General features: G+C 76.5%; 29 protein-coding genes. 14 read left to right on the plus strand and 15 right to left on the minus strand.

The window, feature by feature from the left end; translation table 11 throughout:
* Positions 1–62: 62 nt before the first annotated feature.
* The 7 genes from ACI79X_RS06250 to ACI79X_RS06280 form a co-directional block, all read right to left on the minus strand.
* Complete coding sequence (locus tag ACI79X_RS06250) at positions 63–1049, minus strand: DegV family protein (RefSeq protein ID WP_457024557.1); 987 nt, start codon at positions 1047–1049, stop codon at positions 63–65.
* A gap of 71 nt (positions 1050–1120) precedes the next feature.
* Entirely contained in the window at positions 1121–1855 is a 735-nt protein-coding gene (locus ACI79X_RS06255; protein WP_457024558.1) for a histidine phosphatase family protein, read from the minus strand.
* A 16-nt stretch (positions 1856–1871) separates the two neighbouring features.
* Positions 1872–2462, minus strand: a complete 591-nt coding sequence (gene rsfS, locus ACI79X_RS06260; RefSeq protein ID WP_457024559.1) for a ribosome silencing factor — start codon at positions 2460–2462, stop codon at positions 1872–1874.
* Positions 2459–3142 (minus strand): nicotinate-nucleotide adenylyltransferase, encoded by a 684-nt coding sequence (gene nadD / locus ACI79X_RS06265; RefSeq protein WP_457024560.1) that lies wholly within the window; start codon positions 3140–3142, stop codon positions 2459–2461. Before nadD ends, rsfS begins: the two co-directional genes overlap by 4 nt.
* A 334-nt stretch (positions 3143–3476) precedes the next feature.
* On the minus strand, positions 3477–4937 hold the full coding sequence (locus ACI79X_RS06270) for a vWA domain-containing protein (RefSeq protein WP_457024561.1): 1461 nt from the start codon (positions 4935–4937) through the stop codon (positions 3477–3479).
* Positions 4937–5836: an AAA family ATPase gene (locus ACI79X_RS06275; RefSeq protein WP_457024562.1), complete on the minus strand. Its 900-nt coding sequence runs from the start codon at positions 5834–5836 to the stop codon at positions 4937–4939. Before ACI79X_RS06275 ends, ACI79X_RS06270 begins: the two co-directional genes overlap by 1 nt.
* A gap of 50 nt (positions 5837–5886) precedes the next feature.
* Entirely contained in the window at positions 5887–7140 is a 1254-nt protein-coding gene (locus ACI79X_RS06280; protein ID WP_457024563.1) for a glutamate-5-semialdehyde dehydrogenase, read from the minus strand.
* 64 nt (positions 7141–7204) lie between these two features.
* On the opposite strand from ACI79X_RS06280, the gene ACI79X_RS06285 reads away from it, so the two are divergent.
* From ACI79X_RS06285 to ACI79X_RS06300, 4 genes are read left to right on the plus strand one after another with little or no spacing between them, the layout of a single operon-like run.
* Positions 7205–8194: a metal ABC transporter substrate-binding protein gene (locus ACI79X_RS06285; protein WP_457024564.1), complete on the plus strand. Its 990-nt coding sequence runs from the start codon at positions 7205–7207 to the stop codon at positions 8192–8194.
* Positions 8191–8997: a metal ABC transporter ATP-binding protein gene (locus ACI79X_RS06290; RefSeq protein WP_457024565.1), complete on the plus strand. Its 807-nt coding sequence runs from the start codon at positions 8191–8193 to the stop codon at positions 8995–8997. The genes ACI79X_RS06285 and ACI79X_RS06290 overlap by 4 nt, the downstream gene beginning before the upstream one ends.
* A 1-nt stretch (position 8998) precedes the next feature.
* Positions 8999–10063, plus strand: coding sequence for a metal ABC transporter permease (locus tag ACI79X_RS06295; protein WP_457024566.1), 1065 nt, complete (start codon positions 8999–9001; stop codon positions 10061–10063).
* Entirely contained in the window at positions 10060–10479 is a 420-nt protein-coding gene (locus ACI79X_RS06300; protein WP_457024567.1) for a Fur family transcriptional regulator, read from the plus strand. Before ACI79X_RS06295 ends, ACI79X_RS06300 begins: the two co-directional genes overlap by 4 nt.
* Here ACI79X_RS06300 and ACI79X_RS06305 read toward each other — a convergent pair.
* Positions 10470–10910: a MarR family winged helix-turn-helix transcriptional regulator gene (locus ACI79X_RS06305; RefSeq protein WP_457024568.1), complete on the minus strand. Its 441-nt coding sequence runs from the start codon at positions 10908–10910 to the stop codon at positions 10470–10472. The two genes, ACI79X_RS06300 and ACI79X_RS06305, sit on opposite strands and share 10 nt — an antisense overlap.
* Before the next feature lie 72 nt (positions 10911–10982).
* Between ACI79X_RS06305 and ACI79X_RS06310 the strand changes: the two genes are divergently transcribed.
* Positions 10983–11639 carry a maleylpyruvate isomerase family mycothiol-dependent enzyme gene (locus ACI79X_RS06310; RefSeq protein WP_457024569.1) on the plus strand — a complete coding sequence of 219 codons (657 nt, stop codon included), beginning with the start codon at positions 10983–10985 and terminating at the stop codon, positions 11637–11639.
* Positions 11636–11941: a hypothetical protein gene (locus ACI79X_RS06315; protein WP_457024570.1), complete on the plus strand. Its 306-nt coding sequence runs from the start codon at positions 11636–11638 to the stop codon at positions 11939–11941. The genes ACI79X_RS06310 and ACI79X_RS06315 overlap by 4 nt, the downstream gene beginning before the upstream one ends.
* Here ACI79X_RS06315 and ACI79X_RS06320 read toward each other — a convergent pair.
* Genes ACI79X_RS06320 through mrf form a run of 3 tightly spaced genes read right to left on the minus strand, consistent with a single transcriptional unit; the run spans position 11931 to position 13886 of the window.
* On the minus strand, positions 11931–12383 hold the full coding sequence (locus ACI79X_RS06320) for a hypothetical protein (RefSeq protein ID WP_457024571.1): 453 nt from the start codon (positions 12381–12383) through the stop codon (positions 11931–11933). The genes ACI79X_RS06315 and ACI79X_RS06320 overlap by 11 nt on opposite strands.
* Before the next feature lies 1 nt (position 12384).
* A complete protein-coding gene (locus ACI79X_RS06325) occupies positions 12385–12636 on the minus strand; it encodes a type B 50S ribosomal protein L31 (protein ID WP_457024572.1) in 252 nt (83 codons plus the stop codon).
* Positions 12636–13886, minus strand: coding sequence for a ribosome hibernation factor-recruiting GTPase MRF (gene mrf, locus ACI79X_RS06330; RefSeq protein ID WP_457024573.1), 1251 nt, complete (start codon positions 13884–13886; stop codon positions 12636–12638). Before mrf ends, ACI79X_RS06325 begins: the two co-directional genes overlap by 1 nt.
* Positions 13887–13957: 71 nt before the next feature.
* On the opposite strand from mrf, the gene rpmB reads away from it, so the two are divergent.
* The 8 genes from rpmB to ACI79X_RS06370 all read left to right on the plus strand — a co-directional run bounded on the left by rpmB (position 13958) and on the right by ACI79X_RS06370 (position 19247).
* Positions 13958–14224 (plus strand): 50S ribosomal protein L28, encoded by a 267-nt coding sequence (gene rpmB / locus ACI79X_RS06335; RefSeq protein WP_457024574.1) that lies wholly within the window; start codon positions 13958–13960, stop codon positions 14222–14224.
* Positions 14224–14391: a 50S ribosomal protein L33 gene (gene rpmG / locus ACI79X_RS06340; RefSeq protein WP_457024575.1), complete on the plus strand. Its 168-nt coding sequence runs from the start codon at positions 14224–14226 to the stop codon at positions 14389–14391. The genes rpmB and rpmG overlap by 1 nt, the downstream gene beginning before the upstream one ends.
* A 1-nt stretch (position 14392) precedes the next feature.
* A complete protein-coding gene (gene rpsN / locus ACI79X_RS06345; RefSeq protein WP_457024576.1) occupies positions 14393–14695 on the plus strand; it encodes a 30S ribosomal protein S14 in 303 nt (100 codons plus the stop codon).
* Entirely contained in the window at positions 14692–14916 is a 225-nt protein-coding gene (gene rpsR / locus ACI79X_RS06350; protein WP_457024577.1) for a 30S ribosomal protein S18, read from the plus strand. Before rpsN ends, rpsR begins: the two co-directional genes overlap by 4 nt.
* A gap of 70 nt (positions 14917–14986) precedes the next feature.
* A complete protein-coding gene (locus tag ACI79X_RS06355) occupies positions 14987–15310 on the plus strand; it encodes a DUF1490 family protein (RefSeq protein WP_457024578.1) in 324 nt (107 codons plus the stop codon).
* Entirely contained in the window at positions 15310–17469 is a 2160-nt protein-coding gene (locus ACI79X_RS06360; RefSeq protein WP_457024579.1) for a heavy metal translocating P-type ATPase, read from the plus strand. Before ACI79X_RS06355 ends, ACI79X_RS06360 begins: the two co-directional genes overlap by 1 nt.
* Before the next feature lie 19 nt (positions 17470–17488).
* On the plus strand, positions 17489–18487 hold the full coding sequence (locus ACI79X_RS06365; RefSeq protein ID WP_457024580.1) for a permease: 999 nt from the start codon (positions 17489–17491) through the stop codon (positions 18485–18487).
* A 10-nt stretch (positions 18488–18497) separates the two neighbouring features.
* Positions 18498–19247, plus strand: coding sequence for a TIGR03943 family putative permease subunit (locus tag ACI79X_RS06370; protein ID WP_457024581.1), 750 nt, complete (start codon positions 18498–18500; stop codon positions 19245–19247).
* Positions 19248–19332: 85 nt separating this feature from the next.
* Here ACI79X_RS06370 and ACI79X_RS06375 read toward each other — a convergent pair whose 3' ends face one another.
* The 4 genes from ACI79X_RS06375 to obgE all read right to left on the minus strand — a co-directional run bounded on the left by ACI79X_RS06375 (position 19333) and on the right by obgE (position 23298).
* Positions 19333–20115, minus strand: coding sequence for an isocitrate lyase/PEP mutase family protein (locus ACI79X_RS06375; RefSeq protein WP_457024582.1), 783 nt, complete (start codon positions 20113–20115; stop codon positions 19333–19335).
* Between the two features lie 74 nt (positions 20116–20189).
* Positions 20190–20672, minus strand: a complete 483-nt coding sequence (gene def, locus ACI79X_RS06380; protein ID WP_073419151.1) for a peptide deformylase — start codon at positions 20670–20672, stop codon at positions 20190–20192.
* A complete protein-coding gene (gene proB / locus ACI79X_RS06385; RefSeq protein WP_457024583.1) occupies positions 20669–21805 on the minus strand; it encodes a glutamate 5-kinase in 1137 nt (378 codons plus the stop codon). Before proB ends, def begins: the two co-directional genes overlap by 4 nt.
* Positions 21802–23298: a GTPase ObgE gene (obgE, locus tag ACI79X_RS06390; RefSeq protein WP_457024584.1), complete on the minus strand. Its 1497-nt coding sequence runs from the start codon at positions 23296–23298 to the stop codon at positions 21802–21804. Before obgE ends, proB begins: the two co-directional genes overlap by 4 nt.
* Positions 23299–23300: the final 2 nt, after the last annotated feature.

Consider the following 23300-nt stretch of genomic DNA (forward strand, 5'->3'; position numbering starts at 1 on the left):
TGGACGCGCGGAGCCGCTCCAGAGGTCCCCGGGTGCACCCTGCGCCCGTGCCCGCCCTCCGCTCAGTCCTCCCCGGGAGCCTCCCGGGCGTCCTCCGCTCGCTCCGTCGCCGCCTCGGCCGGCGCCACGTGGGCCGTCGCCGCCTCGGCCGGCGCCACGTCGGCCGGCGCCACGTCGGCCGGCGCCACGTCGGCCGGCGCCACGTCGGCCGGCGCCACGACGACGCCCACCGCCCCGGGTCCCACGTGCGCGCCGATCACCGCGCCCAGCTCGCTGACGTGCATCTCGCGGATCCCGGGGAGGGCGTCCCGCAGCTGCCCGGCCAGCTTCTCCGCGCGCTCGGCGGCGGCCAGGTGGTGCACGGCGACGGACGCGCCGGGCCCGCCGGCCGCCTCCACGGCGCGCTGCACCAGGCGGGTCATCGCCCGCCCGGTCGTGCGGACCCGCTCGAGCGGCACCACCTTGCCGTCGACGACGTGCAGCAGCGGCTTGATCGACAGGGCGGTGCCGAGCAGCGAGGCGGCGGGGCCGATGCGCCCGCCGCGGCGCAGGTGCTCGAGGGTGTCGACGACGAACAGCGTGCGGGTGCGGGCAGCGGTGCCGTTGGCGACCGCGGCAACCTCCTCGGCGGTGGCCCCCTCGGCGGCCGCTCGCGCGGCCGCGAGGACGGCGAAGCCGGTTCCCATGGCGGTGGAGCGGGTGTCGACGACGGTCACCACGTGCTCGCCGACCTGCCCGGCGGCCAGCCGCGCGGCGTCCCAGGTGCCCGAGAGGTCCGCGGACAGGTGCACGGACACCACCCGGTCGGCGCCGTCGGCCAGCCGGCGGCGGTAGGCGGCGACGAAGTCCCCGGGCGTGGGCCGCGACGTGGACACCCGCTGCCCGCGGGTGCCGAGCGCCCGGGCGACGTCCTCGGGGGTGATCTCCTCGCCCTCGCGTCCCGACCGGCCGGCCAGGACGACGTAGCAGGGCACCACCTCGATGCCGTACCGGGTGACGACGTCCGGGGGCAGGTAGGCCGTGGAGTCGGTGACCACGGCGACGGACACCAGGCGAGGCTAGACCGCCCGCCGACGCGGGCGTGTCGCGGAGGGATCCGCCGGGCGTCCGGCGGGTGTCCTCAGGACAGCGCGTCGGCGTCCGAAGCGGGCGGCGGTGCGCCCTCGGGGGTAGCGCCGTCGGCGGGCCGGGGAGCACGGCCGTCGCCGTCGGCCGCGGGCACGGCGGCCACCGTGCTGTTGTGGCGCATCAGCCGCCAGCGGTCGCCCTGCCGCACGACCTCGCTCCAGCCGCAGTTCGACAGCGGGCCGAAGACCCGGCGGTGCTCGGGGCCGAGCCTCAGCAGCGCCTCGATCAGCCGTCCGGCCGTGCCACCGTGGGTGACGACGACGGCGACCTCGACGGGCGGGAGGTCGGCGAGCGCGGCGAGCGCCCGGGCGACGACCGCCGCGTTCTCCTCCCCGCCGCGGCCGTGCACCGGCCGGCCGGCGAGCCAGTCGGCGAACTGCTCGGGGTACCGCTCCGCCACCTCGTCGCGGGTCAGGCCCTCCCAGCAGCCCAGCCCGTGCTCGCGCAGCCGTTCGTCGATCCGCAGGTCCACACCGAGCAGGCCGGTGAGGGCCAGGGCGGTGTCGGAAGCGCGCACGAGGTCGCTGGAGACGACGACGACCGACCCAGCGCGCAGCCCGCCGGCCACCAGGTGCGGCGCGGTACGGGCGGCCTGCGCGCGCCCCTCGGCGTCGAGCGGCGGGTCCATCTGCCCCTGGAAGCGGCCCGTGGCGTTCCACTCGGTCCGGCCGTGGCGCCAGACGACCAGGCGCGGGACGGGCAGGGCCGGCGGCTCGGGCGGCGTCATCGGGAGTGGGTGGCCGTCACCGGCCGGACGCCTCCGGGGCCCCGGTCGCGCCGTCGCCGCCGGACTCCCCGTCCAGCAGCGGGTCGGCCTCCAGCAGGTCGTCGTCGAGGAGGTCCTCGTCGGTCGCGCCGTCGGCGTCCGTCCCGGCGTCCGGGTCGGGTGCGAGGAGCACGGGCGAGCTGCCGGCCGGGTCGACGTCGTCGCCGGAGACCACACCACCACCGGCGGTGCCGCCGTCGGCGGGCAGCGCCCGGTCGACGAAGGGGATGGTCGGGCAGTCCTTCCACAGCCGCTCGAGCGCGTAGTACGCCCGCTCCTCGGTGTGCTGGACGTGCACCACGACGTCGACGAAGTCCAGCAGCACCCAGCGCGCCTCGGCGACGCCCTCGCGGCGCACCGGCTTCACGCCGTGGCGGCGCAGCCGCTCCTCGACCTCGTCGACGATCGACTGCACCTGGCGCTCGTTGGGCGCGGAGGCGAGCACGAAGGCGTCGGTGATGGCCAGCCGGTCGCTGACGTCGACGATCGAGACGTCGGTGGCGAGCTTGTCGGCGGCGGCCTGGGCCGCGAGCAGTGCGGTCTCCCGCGCCTCGGCGGAGGCGGTCATCGGGGCACCTCCCGGAGGTGGTCAGTGGGTGGGTCGGCGGGGCCGGCGGCGGGCCGGCCGGTGCGCGGGGCGCCGGGACGGCGGACGGTCTGCCCGGTCCGGTACAGCCCGCGCTTCTCGATGTACTGGACCACCCCGTCGGGCACGAGGTACCAGACCGGCATGCCACGGGCGACGCGGTCGCGGCAGTCGGTGGAGCTGATGGCCAGGGCCGGGATCTCGACGAGGCTCACCGCACCCTCGGGCAGGTGGCCGTCGGCGAGCGCGTACCCGGGCCGGGTCACCCCGACGAAGTGCGCCAGGCGGAGGAAGCGGTCGCTGTCGCGCCAGCTGAGGATCTGGGCCAGCGCGTCGGCGCCGGTGATGAAGAACAGCTCGGCGTCGGGGCGCTGGGCGTGCAGGTCGGAGAGGGTGTCGATGGTGTACGTCGGCCCCTCGCGGTCGACGTCGACCCGGCTGACGGAGAACCGCGGGTTGGAGGCGGTGGCGATGACGGTCATAAGGTAGCGGTCCTCGGCGGGACTGACCTCGCGCTCGGTCTTCTGCCAGGGCTGGCCGGTGGGGACGAAGACGACCTCGTCGAGACCGAAGAGGCCGGCGACCTCGCTGGCGGCCACCAGGTGGCCGTGGTGGATGGGGTCGAACGTCCCACCCATCACCCCGATCCGCGTCCCGGCCACCGATCGAGCCTAGCCGGGCGCGGCGATCCGGGCCGGACCGGTCCGGCCCCGCGGCGGCACCCGCCGGAGGGCCCCCGCCCCGGACGGCCGGGCGCGGTCGTCGCCGCACCCGGCCGCCGGGGCCGGGGTCCGGTCACGACCGGCACCCCCGTGCCGTCGGTCGCTCCCCCGGCCCGCCGCCGGGGCGGAGGAGCCGAGGTGGCGCCGGACCGGACCCGGCACCGCGCTGACCAACGGAACGAGCGCGATCCGGTTACGGCCAGGGCGCCGATCTGCGACCCCGGGCGTGTCGGACGCGCGTGCCGCCACGGAGCGCGCCGCGGCGGTCACGGGGTCAGAGGGTGGTGACGAAGTCCGCGAGCTGGGTGGCGTTGCGGCACTCGACCATGTCGATGACCTCGCCGTAGCGGTCGGCGGCCGAGTCCCCGCTCCCCCACAGCCGCCGCGGCTCGGGGTTGAGCCAGTGCGCCGAGCGGGCCCGGCGCACCAGGTCGGCGAGCACCGGCAGGCCCGGCTGGCGGTAGTTCGTCCGCCCGTCGCCGAGCACCAGCAGCGACGTCTTCGGCCCGACGGCGGTGGGCCACCGGTCGGCGAAGACCTCGAGGGCGTTGCCGTAGTCGCTGTGCCCGTCGAAGGCCACGACGTCGGCCTCCCGGCCGATCCGCGCGATCGCCCCCGTGACGTCGGCGCCGGGGCGGAAGAAGCGGGTGACCTCGTCGGTGGCGTCGACGAACGCGAACGCCCGCACGCCGGAGAAGTGCTCGCGCAGCGCCTGGGTGAGCATCAGCGTGAAGTGGCTGAACCCGGCCACCGACCCGCTCACGTCGCAGAGCACGACCAGCTCCGGCTTGTGCACCTTGCGCGGCCGGTGGTGGGTGACCACCGGGACGCCGCCGGTGCCGAGCGAGGCGCGCACCGTCTTGCGGAAGTCCAGCCGGCCCTCGCGGCCCATCCGGCGCCGCGCCGACAGCCGCACCGCCAGCCGGCGGGCCAGCGGGGCCACCGCCCGCCGCAGCTCGGCGAGGTCGGCCTGCTGCGCGCGGAGGAAGTCGACCTGCTCGGCCAGCGGCCGCACCGCGCTCTTCGCCACGCGCTCCCGGCCGCGCTCGGCCGCCGCCCGCCGGCGCACCTCGGCGTCGACGGCGGCCCGGAACGCCTCCAGCCGCTCGCGCACCGTCTGCCGCGCCACCTGCTCGGCGAGGCCGCCGCGGCCGCCGTCGCCGAGCAACCCGGCGAGCAGCTGGGCGACCAACGTGTCCGGCGAGAGCGCCCGCATCACCCGGTAGCCGAAGAAGGACTGCCCCGACGGCGACGCCGGCGCCCGGCCGAGCTGCTCCACCGCCTTCCGGGCGAAGCGGCGCAGCGCCTCGTCGTCGCCGTCGGCGAGCAGCCGGGCCAGCTCGGCGCGCATCCGCTCGGCGATGTCGCGCTCGTCGCCGTCGCCGTGCCCGTCGGGCAGGTCGAGCGTCGAGCCGTCGTCGGCGTCCTCGGCGGTGTCACCGTCGAGGTCCCCGCCGGCGTCGGCACCGGAGCCGGGGCGGTCGGACAGCGGCCACCACAGGTCGAACAGCACGTCGTAGGCCGGCCGCTGCGACGCCCGCTGCAGCAGCACCGCCGCCAGGCCGTGCCGCAGCTGCTCGCGCTCGAGCAGGTCGACGACGGTGAGGATCTCGGCGGCGTCGACGGCCTGGCTGATCCCCACCGGGATGCCGGCGTCGCGCACCGCGCGCACGAACCCGTCGAGGTGCCCGGCCAGGCCGCCCGGGGCGGCCGGGCCGACCGACGGCGTGCTCATCAGTTGAGCCGCAGCTCGGCGGCGGCCCGGTCCTGGTCGCTGGCGTGCTTGAGCACCACGCCGAGCGTCGCGCGGACCGCCGTCTCGTCGAGGGTGTCGAGGCCCAGCTCGAGCAGGGTCTGCGCCCAGTCGAGGGTCTCCGAGATCGACGGCGACTTCTTCAGCTCCATCGCCCGCAGCGCCCGGATGGTGCGCACCAGCTGCTCGGCCAGCGCGGGCGCGAGGTCGGGCACCCGGGAGAGCACGATCTCCCGCTCCCGCTCGGCCGACGGGTAGTCCAGCGACAGGTACAGGCAGCGCCGCTTGAGCGCCTCGGACAGCTCACGCGTGGCGTTGGAGGTGAGCACCACGGTGGGCCGGCGGGTGGCCGTGACGGTGCCGAGCTCGGGGATGGTCACCTGGAAGTCGCTGAGCACCTCGAGCAGCAGGCCCTCGACCTCGACGTCGGCCTTGTCGGTCTCGTCGATGAGCAGCACGGTGGGCTCGGTGCGCCGGATCGCGGCCAGCAGCGGACGGGAGAGCAGGAACTCCTCGCCGAAGATGTCGTCGTGGACGGTGTCCCAGTCGGCGCCGCCACCCGAGGGCCCGCCGCCCTGCGCCGCCTGGATGCGCAGCAGCTGCTTCTTGTAGTTCCACTCGTAGAGCGCCCGCGCCTCGTCGAGGCCCTCGTAGCACTGCAGCCGGATCAGCTCCGAGCCGGTCGCCGCGGCCAGCGCCTTGGCCAGCTCGGTCTTGCCGGTGCCGGCCGGCCCCTCGACCAGGAGCGGCTTGCCCAGCCGGTCGGCGAGGAAGACCGTCGTCGCGATCCGCTCGTCGGGCAGGTAGCCCGCCGACGACAGCCGCTTCCCGACGTCGCTGACGGAGGAGAACTGCGGCAGTTGCGTCGGAGGGCGGGGCATGGGCGCTCCTGGCTGGGGCGGTGGGGTGGGGGAGCTCGGGGGTGCCGGGGTCAGCGCGTGTGGCCGTTCCCGGTGACGACGTAGGTGGTGCTGGTCAGCTCGGGCAGGCCCAGCGGCCCGCGCGCGTGCAGCTTCTGCGTGGAGATGCCGATCTCGGCGCCGAACCCGAACTCGCCGCCGTCGGTGAACCGGGTGGAGGCGTTGACCAGGACGGCGGCCGCGTCGACCCCGGCGGTGAACGCGGCGATCGCGGTCGCGGAGTCGGCGACGATCGCCTCGCTGTGCCCGCTGCCCCACCGCGCGATGTGGTCGAGGGCCTGCGGCAGGTCGTCGACCACCCGCACGGCCATGTCCATCGACAGGTACTCGGTGGCCCAGTCCTCGTCGGTGGCCGGGACGACGGCGTCGTGCGCCGCCCGGGCAGCGTCGTCGCCGTGCAGCGTCACACCGGCGTCGGCGAGCGCGGCCAGCAGCCGCGGCAGGAACGGCGCGTCGCGGTGCACCAGCAGGGTCTCCGCGGAGTTGCAGACGCTGACCCGGTGGGTCTTGGAGTTCAGCACGACGGCCTCGGCCATCGCGGCGTCGGCGGAGGCGTCGACGTAGACGTGGCAGTTGCCGACGCCGGTCTCGATGACCGGGACCTGCGCCTCGCGGACCACCCGCTGGATGAGCGAGGCGCCGCCGCGCGGGATGACGAGGTCGACCAGGCCGCGCGCGGAGAGCAGTTCGCCCACCGAGGCGCGGTCGGCCGGCAGCAGCTCGACGGCGCCCTCGGGCAGCCCGGCCTTCTGACCGGCCTCGGACAGGACGGCGACCAGCGCGGTGTTGGTGCGGAAGGCCGATGCCGAGCCGCGCAGCAGCGCCGCGTTGCCGCTCTTGAGGCACAGGCCCGCGGCGTCGACGGTGACGTTGGGCCGCGCCTCGTAGACGATCCCGATCACACCGAAGGGCACCCGGACCTGGCGCAGCTCCAGCCCGTTGGGCAGCCGGGAGCCGCGGACGACGTCGCCCACCGGGTCGGGCAGCGCGACGAGCTCGCGCAGCGCCGCGGCCACCCCGGCGACGCGGCCGGCGTCGAGGCGCAGCCGGTCGAGCACCGACGCCGGCGTGCCGTCGGCGGCCGCGGCCTCGACGTCGAGCGCGTTGGCGGCGAGCACCTCGTCGGTGCGCTCGACCAGCGCGTCGGCCATCGCGGACAGTGCGGCGTCCTTGACGTCGGTGGGCAGCGTGCGCAGCACCCGGGAGGCGGCGCGGGCGCGCGTGACGGCGGCCCCGATCAGCGGCAGCTCGGCGGCGTCGGACACGGCGCTCACGCTACCCGCCGCCCCTCCCTGCCGGGCGTGTCGCCGGTGTGTGAGAATGGTTCTCATGCCCACGATCTCGACGCGCGTGCTCGCCGCGACCGCCGCCTCGGCCACGGCCCTCCTGCTGACCGCCTGCGGCTCCGGCGACGACGCGGCCGCGGCGTCCGACGGCGTCGGCGTCGTCGCGGCCTTCTACCCGCTGCAGTGGGCGGCCGAGCGGGTCGGCGGCGACCGGGTCGACGTCACCTCGCTGACCCCGCCGGGCGCCGAGCCGCACGACCTCGAGTTGACCCCGCGCGACGTCGCCTCCCTCACCGAGGCCGACCTCGTCGTCTACCTCCAGGGCTTCCAGCCGGCGCTCGACGACGCCGCGGCCGAGGCCGGTGACAACACCTGGGACGCGGGCCAGGCGGCCGACCTCTCGCTGACCACCGAGGAGCACTCCCACGAGGGCGAGACGGAGGAGGAGCACGCCGAGCACGCGGAGGGCGAGGAGGAGCACGCCGAGGAGGAGCACGCCGAGGGCGAGGAGGTCACCGACCCGCACTTCTGGCTCGACCCGACCCGGCTGGCCGACGTCGGCGACGCGCTGGCCGAGCGGCTGGCCGAGACCGACCCCGACGGCGCCGCCACCTACGAGGAGAACGCCGCCGCGCTGCGCGCCGACCTCGAGGCCCTCGACGCCGAGATGCAGGAGGGCCTGGCCGACTGCGCGGTGAGCACCCTGGTCACCTCCCACGACGCCTTCGGCTACCTCGCGGACCGGTACGGTCTGGAGGTGGTCGGCATCAGCGGCCTGAGCCCCTCCACGGAGCCCAGCCCCGAGCAGCTCGCCGAGATCTCCACCCTGGTGCGGGAGACCGGCGTGACCACCGTCTACACCGAGACCCTCGTCGACCCCGCCGTCGCCGAGACCGTCGCGCAGGAGGCCGGCGTGCGGACCGCCGTGCTCGACCCGCTCGAGGGCCTCACCGACGAGTCGGCCGGCTCGGACTACCTCGAGGTCATGCGCGCCGACCTGGCCACGCTGCAGGAGGGACAGGGCTGCGCATGAACGACCCCGCGCTACGCCTGGCCGGCGCCACCATCGGCTACGGCGACGTCGCGATCGTCCGCGACGCCGACCTGACCGTGCGGCGCGGCGAGGCCCTCGCGGTGCTCGGCTCCAACGGGTCGGGCAAGACCACCCTGTCCCGCGGGGTCCTGGGCCTGGCCACGGTGCTCGGCGGCACCGTCGAGGTGCTCGGCGCCCCGGTCGGCCGGCTGCGCGAGCGCGGGCGGGTCGGGTACGTGCCGCAGCGGCACACGGTGAGCGGCGCGATGCCGGCGACCGTCCGCGAGGTCGTCACCGTCGGCCGGCTGCCCCGGCTCGGGCTGTTCCGCCGACCCGGCCCGCGCGACCGCGCCGCCGTCGCGGAGGCCGTGGACGCCGTGGGCCTCGCCGACCGGCTCGAGGACCCGGTCGCCGCCCTGTCCGGCGGGCAGCAGCGGCGGGTGCTCGTGGCCCGCGCACTGGCCGCCGAGCCCGAACTGCTGATCATGGACGAGCCGACCGCCGGCGTGGACGCGGCCAGCCAGGCGGCGCTGGCCGGCGTGCTCGCCCGGGTGTCCGCGGGCGGCACGACACTGGTGGTCGTGACCCACGAGACCGGCCCGCTGGCGGGGGTGCTCACCCGCGCGGTCGTCGTCGACTCGGGGCGGCTGACCTACGACGGGCCGCTCGCCGGCGCCGGCGCCCCGGCCGGGCCGGACTGCCACCACCCCGCGGAGGCCGCCGAGCGGCCGGCCCGGGGCTACTCCCTCGACCAGCCCCGCCCGGCGCCCGACGCCGTCCGGGTCCGCGACGGGAGCCGCTGACGTGGAACTGCTCGAGTACGGCTTCATGCAGCGGGCGCTGCTCGCCTCGCTGATGGTCGGCCTGGTCGCGCCCGCCGTCGGCGTCTTCCTCGTCCAGCGGCGGCTGTCGCTGCTCGGCGACGGCCTCGGCCACGTCGCGCTCACCGGCGTCGGCGTCGGGGTGCTCACCTCCAGCGCGCCGGTGGGCACCGCGCTGGTGGCCGCCGTGCTCGGCGCGGTGCTGATCGAGCTGGTCCGCGCCCGCGGGCGCACCAGCGGCGACGTCGCCCTCGCCGTCCTGTTCTACGGCGGCATCGCCGGCGGTGTGGTGCTGCTGTCGCTCGCGCCGCGCGGGCAGGCCACCAACCTCGACGCCTACCTGTTCGGCGCGATCACCACGACGACGGCCGCCGACGTCGCGGTCTTCGGCGTCATCACCGTCGTCGTGCTGGGCGTCGTCTGGCTGCTCGGGCAGCGGCTGTACGCGGTGAGCGACGACGAGGAGTACGCCCGCGCGGTCGGCCTGCCGGTGCTGGCGCTGAACACCGTGCTCGCGGCGCTGGTCGCCTCGACGGTCGTGCTGTCGATGCGGGTGGTCGGCCTGCTGCTGATCAGCGCGCTCATGATCCTGCCGAGCGCCGTCGCGCAGCTCGTGGGCCGCAGCTTCCGCAGCACGCTCTACCTGGCGTGCGCGATCGGTGTCGTCGTCAGCGTCTCCGGCACCGCCGGCTCCTACTACACGGGCACCCCCTCGGGCGGCACCATCGTGCTGCTGGCGATCGCGCTGTTCCTGGCCGTCACCGCCGGGGTGGCCCTGCGCGACGCGACGGCGCGGCGGCGGCACGGGCGTAGGGTCGTCGTCCACGCCGCCCACCCGCACGAGCACGGCACCGGCTGCGGGCACCGGGCGGTGCCGCACGGCGACCACGTGGACTACGACCACGACGGCCACCTGCACGCGCCGCACCGGACCGGCAGCGGCGTGCACTACGACGAGCACACGGACGAGCACACGGACGAGCACACGGACGAGCACACGGGCGACCCGGTGGGGACGCCCCCGGCGGGGAGGACGGAGCGCGCGTGAGCAGCCCGGAGACGACCGAGGTGCCCGCCCGCCGGCAGACGCGCCAGCGGACGGCGGTGCTCGCGCTGCTCGAGCAGCAGGACGGCTTCCGCAGCGCGCAGGACCTGCACGCCCTGCTGCGCGAGCGCGGCGACGCCGTGGGTCTCGCGACCGTCTACCGCGCGCTACAGGCCCTGGTCGACGACGGCCTGGTCGACGTCCTGCGCAACGACGACGGCGAGGCGTCCTACCGGCGCTGTTCGCCGGTGCACCACCACCACCTGGTCTGCCGCTCGTGCGGGACGACGGTCGAGGTCGCCGACGCGCCGGTGGAGCGCTGGGCCGCCCGCGTCGCCGCCGAGCACGGGTTCGCCGACGTCTCCCACCAGGTCGAGGTCTTCGGCACCTGCGCGGCCTGCGCCGCCGCTCAGCGGTAGGGGTCGGTCACCTCGCGCAGCCGGGTGAGGGCCGCGCGCAACTGCGCGGTGGCCTCCTCCCCCAGGTGGGCGGTCCACTCGGCCTCCACCTGCGCCTCCACCTCGCGGGCGAGCGCGATGACGGCCCAGCCCCGCTCGGCCATCTGGACCAGCCGCGCCCGGGCGTCGGTCGGGTCGGGGACGCGGCGCACGTAGCCGGCACGCTCGAGCTGGTCGACGAGGTGGCCCGCCGTCTGCTTGGTCACCAGCGCCTGCTCGGCCAGGTCGGTCAGCCGCGTCCCGTGCGGGCCGATGCGTGCGGCGATGCGCCCCTGGGCGGCGGTGATGTCGCCGAACCCCTTCTCGGCCATCGCCGCGAGCAGCCGGGCCTCCATGGCGCGGTGCGGGTAGAAGCAGAGCAGGCCCAGGTTCTGGGAGTCGGGCTCGGTCACGGGACCCCTTGACGATGGTCAGATGCTCTGACTGAATGGTCAGGACATCGTACCAACTCCGCGGAGACCGCCATGGACACCGACGACGTCTGGCGCACCATCGACTCCGAGCGGGCGAGCCTCGCCGACCTGCTCGACGACCTCTCCCCCGCCGAGTGGGAGACGCCCTCTCTCTGCGGCGGCTGGCGGGTCCGCGACGTCGCCGCGCACCTCACGCTGGCGCAGATGGGGCCGTGGCCCGCGACGGTCGCCGCCGTCCGCGCCGGGGGCAGCTTCAACCGGATGATCCGCGACACCGCGCTCCGCCTGGGGCCGCTGCCCGACGCGGAGTACGGCCGCCGGATCCGGGCGATGGTGGGCTCCCGGCGGCGGGCGCCGTTCGTCTCCCCCGTCGAGCCGCTCACCGACGTCCTGGTGCACGGCCAGGACATCGCGCTGCCGCTGGGGCGCACGCGGCCGGTCCCGCCGGCCGCCGCGGCCGTGTCGGCCCGGCGCGCGTGGGCGATGAGCTTCCCGTTCGGCGTGCGGAGGCGGCTGGCCGGCCTGCAGCTGCGGGCCACCGACAGCGACCTCGTGCTGGGCGAGGGCGCTCCCGTCGAGGGCGCGACCGGCGACCTGCTCCTGCTGGTCACGGGGCGCACCGCGACGGTGCACCGGCTCTCCGGCGAGGGCCTGCGACGGCTGCCGGCGGCGCAGGGCCGCCGGCAGGACACGAGGAGGACGCCATGACGTTCGCCGTCACCATGGACGTGGCCGAGCCGGTGGAGCTCTACGACGCCGTCCACCGGGCGCTGCTCGAGCGCACCGGTGGCGTCGTGGACGGACTCCTGGTGCACCTGGCCCGGGCGACCGACGCCGGCTTCCAGGTGGTCGAGGTGTGGGAGTCGCGCGAGGACTTCGAGCGCGTCAGCGCTCAGGTGGTCGGACCGGCGGCAGCCGAGGTGCTGCAGGGGCGCCCCCGCACCCCCACGGTGCTGACCGAGTTCGAGGTCCGCGGCCTGGTGCTCCCCCGGGCCGGCGTCACCGTCTGAGCCCGGGCGCCCGCCTCAGCCCCCCCAGGCGCATCGGCGGGCCGAGTCCCGCGACGGCGGGCACGAGCGGGACCGGGAGGCCGGCGTCGGGGTCCTCGTCCGGCGCCGGCCCTCCCGCGCCGATCCAGCCGGCCAGCGCGTCGGCCCGCTCGCCCTCGTGGACGCCGGCGAGCCAGACGGTCCGCCCGGAGCACCCGTTCTCGCCGTCGCGGTGGGCGACCGCGCCCACGGCGGCCAGGGCGCACGGGCCCAGGCAGCCGGCGGTCACCAGCACGGCGCCGCGGGTGCCGGCGACGGCCGCCCCCAGCGCCTCGACGGTGCCGGACGTGCCGGAGAGCGCGCGCAGCGCGGAGCAGCGGCGCCCCAGGCACAGGGCCAGGACCGGCCCGCCGGGGTCGGGCCCGCCGGGGTCGGCGACGCGCGGCCGGACCGGGGCGGCCACGTCAGCCGCGCCCGTGGTCGCCGTAGCGGCGGCGGAACCGCTCGACCCGGCCCGCGGTGTCGAGCACCCGCTGGTTGCCGGTCCAGAAGGGGTGCGAGGCCGCGCTGGTGTCGACGACGACCAGCGGCAGCACCTCGCCGTCGACCTCGACGGTGGCCGACGACGTGATCGTCGACCGGGTGCGCCAGGTGGTGCCGGTGGAGGCGTCGCGGAAGACGACGGTGCGGTACTCGGGGTGGATGCCGGGACGCATCAGGAGTGCTCCTCTCGGGTGGTGGCGTGGGTGCTGTCGTCGTCGGCCGGGGTGGACGCCTCGCAGGGGTCCTCGTGCCAGCCGCCGAAGGGGTCGGGGAGGTCGCGCCAGCCGTCGGGGCCGAGCGCCAGCTCGTCGTCGGTCAGCTCCGCCGCGGCGAGCGCCGCGACGATCTCCTCGCCCGGCTGTCGGTGCGTGAGCACGACGACCTCGGTGTGCCGGTCGCCGAACAGCGGGTGCCAGCGCAGCGCGGCCGCCACCCGCCGTTCGGCGTCGACCTCGTCCCAGGCAGGGTCGTCGAGCGCGGCGAGCCACGGCCCGGCGTCGGCCACGCGCAGGCCCTGGCCGGCCGACTCCAGCCAGACCGCCCGGTCGTGCCGGGTGGCCAGCCACAGGCGGCCGCGGGAGCAGACGACCCCGTCGAGGAGGACGTCGAGGGCGTCGTGGAGGCGGCCCGGGTGCAGCGGGCGGCGCGGCGTGAAACGCACCAGCCGCACGCCGGCGTCCTCGTGCAGCGGCGGCTGACCGGACAGCAGCGGGTCGTGCGCGGAGGTGATCCGGCCGCGCCGGGCACCGTCCGGGACGGCCGCGAGCAGGACCTCCGGCGAGGTGTCCAGCCCCGCCCGCGGGACGCCGGGTACGAGGCGGTCGAGGACGGCGGCCAGCCGCAGGTCGTCCCACGGGCCGGCGGCCTCCCCCGCGACCAGCACCGCGTCGGCGAAGGCGACCTGGTCGACGGCGACCTGGGCGAGGGTGCGGTCGTCCTCCGCGGTGGCGGCGAGCCCGCGGTCGGCGAGCTGCTCGCCGCCCGTCGCGTCGTCGAGCCAGGTGGCGGCGTCGACCACCGCGAGGACGGCCTCGACCCGGACCGCGTCCCCGGCCGTTCCCGACCCGTCCTCGAGCACCACCTGCTCGATCGCCCAGCACAGGTGCTCGGGCTCGAGCGCCGGGTCGAGGTGGAGGACCACCCGGTCGACGTCGGGGCGACCGGCGAGGTCCCGCAGCAACGGCAGCAGGTCCAGCCGCAGCGTGCACGACAGGCAGCCGTGGGCCAGCTCGAGCGCCGTCGTGGCCCCGCGCCCGGGACCCGGGCCGAGGACGGTGCGGATCACGACGCCCTGGCCGAGCTGCCCGACGTCGTGGTGCACCACGACCACCCCCGGCCGGTCGAGCAGGGCCCGCGCGGCGGTGGCCCCGAGGTGGCGGGACAGGGACGGCACCAGGACGACGGGGGTGCGGCGGTCGCTCATGCCCCCACCCTAGCGCTAACGACAATCGTTCTCGTTAGTGTGCTCCCGTCCACCCCCGACGAGAGGACCCCATGGCCACCTACTGCGAGGTGACCGGCCGCCGCCCCGGCTTCGGGAAGGCCGTCAGCCACTCCCACCGCCGCACGTCGCGCCGGTTCGACCCGAACCTGCAGGACAAGCGCTTCTTCCTGCCCGGCGAGAACCGCTGGATCCGCCTGACCGTCTCGGCCAAGGGCATCAGGACGATCGACGCCCGCGGCATCGAGTCGGTCGTCGCGCGGATCCGCGCCACCGACCCCGAGGCGCGCCGGCGCCTCGGCCCGGGGAGGCGCGGCTGATGGCCCGCGCCACCGACATCCGGGCGGTCGTGCGCCTGAAGAGCACGGCGGGCACCGGCTACACGTACGTCACCCGCAAGAACCGCCGCAACGACCCGGACCGCCTGGTCCTGCGCAAGTACGACCCGGTCGTGCGGCGACACGTCGACTTCCGCGAGGAGCGCTGAGATGGCCAAGACGTCGAAGGTGGTCGCCGACCGGCGGCGGCGCGAGGTGGTCGCCCGGTACGCCGAGCGACGCGCGGAGCTGAAGGAGGCGGCCCGCACCGCCCCCGCACCCGAGGAGCGCGACGCCGCGCGCGCGGCCCTGCAGCGGCTCCCCCGGGACGCCAGCCCGACCCGGCTGCGCAACCGCGACGCCGTCGACGGCCGACCGCGCGGCCACCTGCGCGACTTCGGCCTGTCCCGCGTGCGGTTCCGGGCGATGGCGCACGCCGGCGAGCTGCCGGGCATCCGGAAGTCCAGCTGGTGACCCCGCAGCGCCGCACCCGGTCGCGCCGGCCCCGCCGGATCGAGGGGCCGGTCTCCTACCGCGACGTCGACCTGCTGCGGACGTTCCTGTCCGACCGGGGGAAGATCCGCGCCCGCCGGGTCACCGGCCTGTCCGCCCAGCAGCAGCGGCGCGTCGCGCGGGCCGTCGCGACGGCGCGGGAGATGGCCCTGCTCCCGTACCCGTCGTCGCGACGCCGCTGAGTCGCCCGGGACGGGGACCCGTAGGCTCCCGCCCGATAACGATTGTCGTTAGCGTTACACGGGAGGCCGGATGTCCGAGCACGGGAGCACGACCAGCAGGCGCACCGGGGGCACCGCCCACCTGCTCCGCAAGGCCGCCGGCACCGTCGGCACCGGCGTGGTCGGCGTGCTCGTCGTCCGCGCCGCCGAGCGCGGCGAGCCGGGGAGCCTCCCGCGCAAGGCTGCCGTCGCGCTGACCCGCTGGGGCATCGTCGGCTCGCGGCGGGCGAACGCGGCGGTCGAGCGGATGCGGCTGTCGGCCGGCGACGTGCGCGCCGAGGCCTACGCCGGGCTCGGCGAGCAGGTGCCCCCGCCGGCCGACCGCTCCGCGGACGGCCACGACCACAGCCACTGATGCCGGCGACCGTCGTCGCCGACGCGGCGGGCCGCCTGCGGCTCTCCGCGCCGGCGCTCACCGGGTCCCCCGCCCGGGCGGTCCTCGCCGAGGAGGCCCTCGACGAGCTGCCCGGCGTCCTCGCGGTGCACGCCTTCCCGGTCACCGGGCACGTGGTCGTGTGGCTGTCCGACGACGCCGACCGGACGGCGGTCCTGGCCGCGGTCGACGCGGCCGGGCAGCGGCCGGCCGACGCGGAGGTGTCTCGCGCTCCCCGCTCGGCCGACGTCGCCAACGCCGAGCTGGTGCGCATCGTCGTCGGCGGGGCCGCGCTGGTCCTGCTCGGCGTCCGACGCCACGGCCTCGGCCGGCCGCCCGTCCTCTCCGGCCGCAGCCGCCTGGCCGTCACCGCCCTGACGGTCTTCACCGGCTACCCCTTCGCCAAGGGCGCCGTCGGCACGCTCGCGGGCCGACGGACCGCGGGCACCGACGCGCTCGTCACCGCGGCCACGTTCGCCAGCCTGCTGCTGCGGGAGAACGTCGTCGCGCTCACGGTGCTGTGGCTGCTCAACATCGGCGAGTGGCTGCAGACGCTCACCCTGCGCCGCACCCGCCGGGCGATCTCCGACCTGCTCGCCGGCAGCGGGACCAGCGCGTGGGTCCGCCAGGACGACGGCAGCGAGCTGCAGGTGGACCTGCGACGGCTGCGCGTGGGCGACCTCGTCGTCCTGCACGAGCAGGTCACCGTGCCCGTCGACGGCGAGGTCGTCGAGGGCGAGGGCGTCGTCGACCAGGCCGCCATCACCGGCGAGCCGCTGCCGGTCGCCGTCGCGCCGGGCGCCCGGGTGCACGCCGGCTCGATCAGCCTCCGCGGGCGGATCGTGGTGCGCGCGTCGGCCACCGGCTCCGACACCGCGATCGGCCGGATCGTCGCCCGCGTCGAGAAGGCGCAGGACGACCGCGCGCCGATCCAGACCGTCGCGGAGAACTTCTCCCGCCGCTTCGTGCCCGCCTCCTTCGCGCTGGCCGGCCTCACCTGGCTGGTCACCGGCGACGTGCGCCGGGCGATGACCATGCTGCTCATCGCCTGCCCGTGCGCGGTTGGGCTGTCGACGCCCACGGCCGTCAGCGCCGCCATCGGCAACGGCGCCTCCCGCGGCGTGCTGGTCAAGGGCGGCGCCCACCTGGAGGCGGCCGGCCGGGTCGACGCCGTCGTCTTCGACAAGACCGGGACGCTGACCGTCGGGCGCCCCGTCGTCACCAACGTCGTCTCCTTCTCCCCCGCCTGGGAGCCCGAGCAGGTGCTCGGCTACGCCGCCAGCTCCGAGATCCACTCCCGGCATCCGCTGGCCCAGGCGGTGATCCGCTCCACCGAGGAGCGGCACGTGTTCATCCCGCCGCACGAGGAGTGCGAGGTGCTGCTCGGCCTCGGCATGCGCACCCAGGCCGACGGCCGGGTGCTGCTCCTCGGCAGCGAGGCGCTCATGGCCGCCGAGGGCGTGGCGGTCGGGCCCGAGGCGCTGGCCTGGCTGGCCGATCTGCGCGCGGCCACCGAGACCCCGCTGCTGCTCGCCGTCGACGGCGACCTGGTCGGGCTCGTGAGCCTGCGCGACGAGATCCGCGCGGAGTCGCCGGAGGTGCTGTCCGCGCTGCGCACCTCCGGGGTCCGCCGGATCGTGATGCTCACCGGCGACCACGCCGTCACCGCGGCCGCCGTCGCCGGCCGGCTGGGCATCGACGAGTGGCGCGCCGAGGTGCTGCCCGACGAGAAGCAGGACGTCGTGACGGCGCTGCAGGCCGAGGGCCACACCGTGGCCGTGGTCGGCGACGGCACCAACGACGCCCCGGCGCTGGCCGCGGCCGACATCGGCGTCGCCATGGGCGTCTCGGGCACCGACGTCGCCGTCGAGACCGCCGACGTCGCCCTGGTCGGCGACGACCTGCGACGCCTGCTGGACCTGCGTGATCTCGGCGACCGCACGCTGCGCGTGGTGCGCCAGAACTACGGCGTCTCCATCGCGGTCAACGGCGTGGGCCTGCTGGTCGGTGCCGGCGGGGCGCTGTCGCCCGTGCTGGCCGCGGTGCTGCACAACGCCTCGTCGGTGGCCGTCGCGCTCAACTCCGCGCGGCTGGTGCGCACCCGCGGCGTGCCGCGCGGCAGCGGCGACGCCGCGAGCTGACCGGGCAGGATCCACGGTCGTGACCGGCCCGACCACCACCGCGGAGGCGCCCGCCGCGCCGCCGCGACGCCGGCTGCTGCCCACCGACGTCCTGGTCGCCGCTTGCCTGGCCGTCGTGGCGGTGCGGTTCCTCGCGCCGGGGGCGTTCACCGCGCCGGCACTGCAGGCGTGGTCGACGGTGTTCGTCGCCGTCTGCCTGCAGGCGCTGCCCTTCCTGGTCCTCGGGGTGCTGCTGTCGGCGGCGATCACCGCGTTCGTCCCGGCCGACTTCTTCGAGCGGGCGATGCCGCGGCGGGCCGGGCTGGCGGTGCCGGTGGCGGGGCTCAGCGGCGCGGTGCTGCCCGGCTGCGAGTGCGCGGCGGTGCCGGTCGCGGGCAGCCTCGTGCGGCGCGGGGTCGCCCCCGCCGCAGCCCTCGCGTTCCTGCTGTCGGCGCCGGCGATCAACCCGGTCGTCCTCGTGGCGACGGCCGTGGCGTTCCCGGACGAGCCGTTCATGGCCGCCGCCCGTTTCGCCGCCTCGCTGCTCGTCGCGCTCGTCATGGGCTGGCTGTGGGCGCGGTTCGGCCGCGGTGAGTGGCTGCGGCTGCCCGCCCGCGCCGGCGCCCCCGCCGGAACGCCCCGGGCAGCGGTCTTCCGGGAGGCGGCGCAGCACGACCTCGTGCACGCCGGCGGCTACCTCGTCGTCGGCGGCCTGACGGCGGCCACCCTCAACGTCGCCGTCCCCCGCGAGTGGCTGGACTCGGTGGCGGGCTCCGCGGTGCTGTCGGTGCTCGTGCTCGCGGTGCTCGCGGTGCTGCTGGCCGTCTGCTCGGAGGCCGACGCGTTCGTGGCGGCGAGCCTGACCTCGTTCAGCCTGACCTCGCGGCTGGTCTTCCTCGTCGTCGGCCCGGTCGTCGACGTCAAGCTCGTCGCCCTGCAGTCGGGGACCTTCGGCCGGCGGTTCGCGCTGCGCTTCGCGCCGGTCACCTTCGCCGTCGCCGTGCTCGCGGCGCTGGCCGTCGCGGAGGTCGTGTGGTGAGGAGCCGGCCGTGGACCGCCTGACCGCCTCGCTCGTCCTGCTGCTGCTCGGCGGCGTGACGCTCCGGGTGTCGCTCACCGACGCCCACCTCGCCTACGTGCAGGCCGGCTTCCGGCCGTTCCTGCTCGCCGCCGCGGTCGTGCTGCTCGTGCTCGGCGTGATCGGGGCGGTCCGGGAGCGGCCCGGCCGCCCCCGGACCCCGGGGACCGACGACCACGGGCACGACCACGACCACGACCACGGCCACGGCCACGGCCACGGGCCCCGGGTGGCCTGGCTGATGCTGGCCCCGGTCGCCGTGCTGCTGCTCGTGGCCCCGCCGGCCCTGGGGTCCTTCACCGCCGCCCGGCAGCCGCAGCAGGTGGTGGCCGACCAGCCGGTCGCGGTGGGCATCGGCCCGGACGACCCGGGCGAGGACTTCCGGACGCTGCCCCTGTCGGCCTACGCCATCCGCGCGCTGGCGCAGGACACGTCGGCGTTCGAGGGCCGGCGCGTGCGGCTCACCGGCTTCGTCACCCCGCGCGAGGGCGGCGGCTGGTACGTCACCCGCATCGCCATCCAGTGCTGCGCCGCCGACGCCGTCGCCCACACCGTCGTGGTCGACGGCCCGCAGGGCGACCTCGCGGCCGACCAGTGGGTCGACGTCGTCGGCACCTGGGCGCCGCCGCTGCCCCACCCCACCCGCGGCTGGCCCGAGCCGGTCATCGCGCCGGAGTCGGTGACGCCGGTCGACCCGCCGGCCGACACCTACGCGGACTGACCCCTCCCGGTGAGGTGCTGGAACGGCCCCCGTGCAGGGGCCCGCCCCGAGCCTGCGAGGGAGCGTGGGGCACGGGGGTCCTCCCTCAGTTGAGCGCGCGGGTGCCGGGCGGGAGCACCCCGCCGCCGACCATGTCGACGACGGCGTCCTGCAGCGCGGTGAGTGCCACGCGCTGGGTGAACGGGCCGGTCGAGACCCGTGCGACGCCGAGCTCCTGCATCTCGCGGGCCGGCAGCGCGGCACCGGGCGGGCTGATCAGCGTCAGCCTGTTCGGGCCGAGCCCCTCGACCACCTGCGCGATCTCGTCGCGGTCGACCAGGCGCGGCACGAAGACCACCGGGGCACCGGCCTCGAGGAACGCCTTCCCGCGGCGGACCGCCTCGGCCACCAGCTCACCGCGGTCGGCGCCCTCGGCGGCCTGCAGGAACACGTCGGTGCGGGCGTTGAGCACGAAGTCGATGCCGGCGTCGCGCCCGGCGCGGACCACGGCCTCCACGGCGGCGACGGCGTCGTCGAGCGGCTTCATCTGGTCCTCGAGGTTGCCCCCGACGACGCCCTTCTCGATGGCCCGGCGCGCGGTCTCGCCGGCGTCGCCGTAGCCGGCCTCCATGTCCATGCTCACCGGCAGGTCCACGGCGGCGGTGATCCGGCCGACCATGTCCAGGTGCAGGTCGAGCGGGATGTTCTCGCCGTCCTCGTAGCCGAAGGTCGCGGCGATGCCGTGGCTGGCGGTGGCGAGGGCCCGCACGCCGTCGGTGGCGGCGACCACCCGGGCGGAGGCGACGTCCCACACGTTGGTGAGGACGAGGATCTCGGGGGCGGTGTGCAGGTCGAGGAGGGTGCGGGCGCGGGTCGCGAGGTCGGTCACGAGACCTGACCGTAAGGCCTCGTCCAGGGGCTCGCCCCCGAGCTCGCGAGGGGTGAGGAGGACGAGGTCCTCCATCAGCGGTCGCGCAGCGCCCGCAGGGCCGCCTTGCGGGCGTCCCCGGTGAGCCGGTCGAGGAAGACCTTCCCGTCGAGGTGGTCGACCTCGTGCTGCAGGCAGCGCGCCATCAGCCCCGAGCCCGACAGCCGCAGCGGCTCGCCGTGCACGTCGAACCCCTCGACGACGGCGTGCATCGCCCGCACCGTCGGCGCCCAGATGCCCGGGATCGACAGGCAGCCCTCGTCGCCGTCCTGGGTCTCCTCCGACAGCTCCACGACCCGCGGGTTGACCAGGTGACCGATCTCGCCGTCGACGTTGTAGCTGAACACCCGGGCGCTCACGCCGATCTGCGGCGCGGCCAGCCCGGCGCGGCCGGGGTGGTCGACGGTCTGCTCGAGGTCGCGGACCAGGGCGGCCAGTTCCCGGTCGAAGGCCCGCACCTCGTCGGCGGGGGTGCGGAGCACGGGATCGCCGAGCTCGCGGATGGGGCGGATCGTCACCCGGGCAGTCTCCCAGCCGCCCGCGGGCGCCCGACCAGCACCATCTCGTCGCGGTGCACCACCTCGCGGCGGTACTCCGGGTCGAGGTCGGGCGTGCGCCGGCCGAGCAGGCCGGGCAGCTCGCGGGCGTCGTAGGCGACCAGCCCGCGGGCGACGACGGCGCCGTCGGGGCCGACCAGCTCCACCGGGTCGTCGGCGAGGAAGTCGCCGTCCACCCCGGTGATCCCCGCGGCCAGCAGCGACGCCGACCGCTCCCGCACCGCGCGGACCGCGCCCTCGTCGAGCTGCAGCCGCCCCCGCGGGCGGCTGGCGTAGCGCAGCCAGAACTGGCGGCCCGACGGACGGCGTCCCGAGGGCTCGAACAGCGTGCCCACCCGCTCGCCGGCGAGCGCGGCGGCGGCCTGCGGCGTGGACGTGACGACGACGGGCACGCCGGCGCCCGACGCGATGAACGCCGCCTCCACCTTCGTCGCCATGCCGCCGGTGCCCACGCCGTTGCGCCGGGCGGTGCCGAGGGTGACCGCGGCGAGGTCGGCCGGGCCGGTCACCCGGTCGACGAGCTGCGCCGGGCCGGTGCGCGGGTCGCCGTCGTAGACGCCGTCGACGTCGGAGAGCAGCACCAGCGCGTCGGCGGCGGCCACGTGCGCGACGAGCGCGGCGAGGCGGTCGTTGTCGCCGAAGCGGATCTCCTCGGTGGCGACCGTGTCGTTCTCGTTGACGATCGGCAGCGCGCCCAGGGTGAGCAGCCGCTCCAGCGTCTGGCGGGCGTTCCGGTAGTGGCCGCGCCGGGTGAGGTCGTCGGCGGTCAGCAGCACCTGCCCGACGGTGATGCCGTGCCGGTCGAAGGCGTCGGCGTAGGTCTGCACCAGGCGCAGCTGGCCGACGCTGGCCGCCGCCTGGGCGGTGGCGAGGTCGCGCGGCCGGCCCTCGACGCCGAGCGGCGCCAGGCCCGCCGCGATCGCGCCGGAGGACACCAGCACGACCTCCCGCCCCTGCGCCCGCACCGCGGCGAGGACGTCGACCAGCGCGGTGAGCCGGGCGGGGTCGAGCCCGCCGGGCAGCGTGGTGAGCGAGGAGGAGCCGACCTTGACGACGACGCGGCCCGCCCCGGCGATCCCCGGGCGGGCGGTCACGCGTCGTCCTCCTCGCCGGGCAGCTCCTCGTCGGTCCAGGTCTCGGTCATCTCGTAGGGCACCCGGCGGGCCTTCTTGGCCGCGAGCCGCTCGGCGGCGCGCACGCGGTGCGGCGCGTCGATCCGGCTGTCGGTGCCGCGGCCACCGAGGCCCGCGGTCTCCTCCGCCAGCGGCGTGCCGGCGGGCAGGCTGGGCTGGAAGTCGAAGGCGACGTCGCCGATGACCACGGTGTCGCCCTCCTGCGCGCCCAGGCGGGTGAGCTCCTCCTCGACGCCCAGCCGGTTGAGCCGGTCGGCGAGGTAGCCCACGGCCTCGTCGTTGGTGAAGTCGGTCTGGCGCACCCAGCGCTCGGGCTTGGCGCCGCGGACGACGAAGGTGTCCTCGTCCTCCGCCGTGACGGTGAACCCGGAGTCGTCGACGGCGCGCGGCACGATCGTCACGCGGGCGGGCTCCGGCGCCGGCAGCGCGGCCCGGTAGTCCTCGACGGCGGCGGCCAGCGCGTAGCCGAGCGCGTCCAGCCCCTCCCCCGTGGCGGCGCTGACCGGGAACACCTGCAGCCCGCGCGCCTCCAGCGCCGGGCGCACCAGGTCAACCAGCTCCCGCCCGTCGGGGACGTCGATCTTGTTGAGGACGGCGACCCGCAGCCGGCCCACGAGGTCCAGCTCGTGGCCGCCGGCCGTGTCCTCCGAGTACATGGCGAGCTCGTGCGTCAGGGCGTCGATGTCGGTCTCGGGGTCGCGGCCGGGCTCGAGGGTGGCCATGTCGACCACGTGCACCAGCACCGCGCACCGCTCGACGTGCCGGAGGAACTGCAGGCCCAGCCCCTTGCCGGTGGCCGCGCCGGGGATGAGCCCGGGCACGTCGGCCATCGTGAAGACGGTGTCGCCGGCCCGCACGACGCCGAGGTTGGGCACGAGCGTGGTGAACGGGTAGTCGGCGATCTTGGGCCGCGCCGCGGACATGGCGGCGATCAGCGAGGACTTGCCGGCCGAGGGGAACCCGACCAGGCCGACGTCGGCGACGCTCTTGAGCTCCAGCACGGCGTCGAACGCCTCGCCCGGCTCGCCGAGCAGCGCGAAGCCCGGCGCCTTGCGGCGCGGGTTGGCCAGCGCCGCGTTGCCGAGGCCGCCCTTGCCGCCCTGGGCCAGCACGACCCGGGTACCGGCGCCCACGAGGTCGGCGACCACCTCGCCGTCGACGCTGACCACGGTGCCCTCGGGGACGCGCAGCACGCGCTCCTCGCCGTTGGCGCCGTGGCGGTGGCTGCCGGCGCCGGGGCGGCCGTTGCCCGCCTTCTGGTGGGGGCGGTGGTGGAAGTCCAGGAGGGTGTGGACGTTGGGGTCCACCTCGAGGACGACGTCGCCGCCGTTCCCCCCGTTGCCGCCGTCGGGGCCACCGAGGGGCTTGTACTTCTCGCGGTGCACGGACGCGACGCCGTGACCGCCGTTGCCCGCGGCGACGTGCACGACGACGCGGTCGACGAACGCGGCCATGT

The organism is Geodermatophilus sp. SYSU D01119 (assembly GCF_054049975.1).

Excerpts from the sequence above, each read along its gene's own strand:
- ACI79X_RS06255 (WP_457024558.1), bottom strand. The coding sequence starts at position 1,855 with ATGACGCCGCCCGAGCCGCCGGCCCTGCCCGTCCCGCGCCTGGTCGTC.
- rsfS (WP_457024559.1), bottom strand. The coding sequence starts at position 2,462 with ATGACCGCCTCCGCCGAGGCGCGGGAGACCGCACTGCTCGCGGCCCAG.
- ACI79X_RS06270 (WP_457024561.1), bottom strand. The coding sequence starts at position 4,937 with ATGAGCACGCCGTCGGTCGGCCCGGCCGCCCCGGGCGGCCTGGCCGGG.
- ACI79X_RS06275 (WP_457024562.1), bottom strand. The coding sequence starts at position 5,836 with ATGCCCCGCCCTCCGACGCAACTGCCGCAGTTCTCCTCCGTCAGCGAC.
- ACI79X_RS06285 (WP_457024564.1), top strand. The coding sequence starts at position 7,205 with ATGCCCACGATCTCGACGCGCGTGCTCGCCGCGACCGCCGCCTCGGCC.
- ACI79X_RS06290 (WP_457024565.1), top strand. The coding sequence starts at position 8,191 with ATGAACGACCCCGCGCTACGCCTGGCCGGCGCCACCATCGGCTACGGC.
- ACI79X_RS06310 (WP_457024569.1), top strand. The coding sequence starts at position 10,983 with ATGGACACCGACGACGTCTGGCGCACCATCGACTCCGAGCGGGCGAGC.
- ACI79X_RS06315 (WP_457024570.1), top strand. The coding sequence starts at position 11,636 with ATGACGTTCGCCGTCACCATGGACGTGGCCGAGCCGGTGGAGCTCTAC.
- ACI79X_RS06325 (WP_457024572.1), bottom strand. The coding sequence starts at position 12,636 with ATGCGTCCCGGCATCCACCCCGAGTACCGCACCGTCGTCTTCCGCGAC.
- mrf (WP_457024573.1), bottom strand. The coding sequence starts at position 13,886 with ATGAGCGACCGCCGCACCCCCGTCGTCCTGGTGCCGTCCCTGTCCCGC.
- rpmB (WP_457024574.1), top strand. The coding sequence starts at position 13,958 with ATGGCCACCTACTGCGAGGTGACCGGCCGCCGCCCCGGCTTCGGGAAG.
- rpmG (WP_457024575.1), top strand. The coding sequence starts at position 14,224 with ATGGCCCGCGCCACCGACATCCGGGCGGTCGTGCGCCTGAAGAGCACG.
- rpsN (WP_457024576.1), top strand. The coding sequence starts at position 14,393 with ATGGCCAAGACGTCGAAGGTGGTCGCCGACCGGCGGCGGCGCGAGGTG.
- ACI79X_RS06355 (WP_457024578.1), top strand. The coding sequence starts at position 14,987 with ATGTCCGAGCACGGGAGCACGACCAGCAGGCGCACCGGGGGCACCGCC.
- ACI79X_RS06360 (WP_457024579.1), top strand. The coding sequence starts at position 15,310 with ATGCCGGCGACCGTCGTCGCCGACGCGGCGGGCCGCCTGCGGCTCTCC.
- obgE (WP_457024584.1), bottom strand. The coding sequence starts at position 23,298 with ATGGCCGCGTTCGTCGACCGCGTCGTCGTGCACGTCGCCGCGGGCAAC.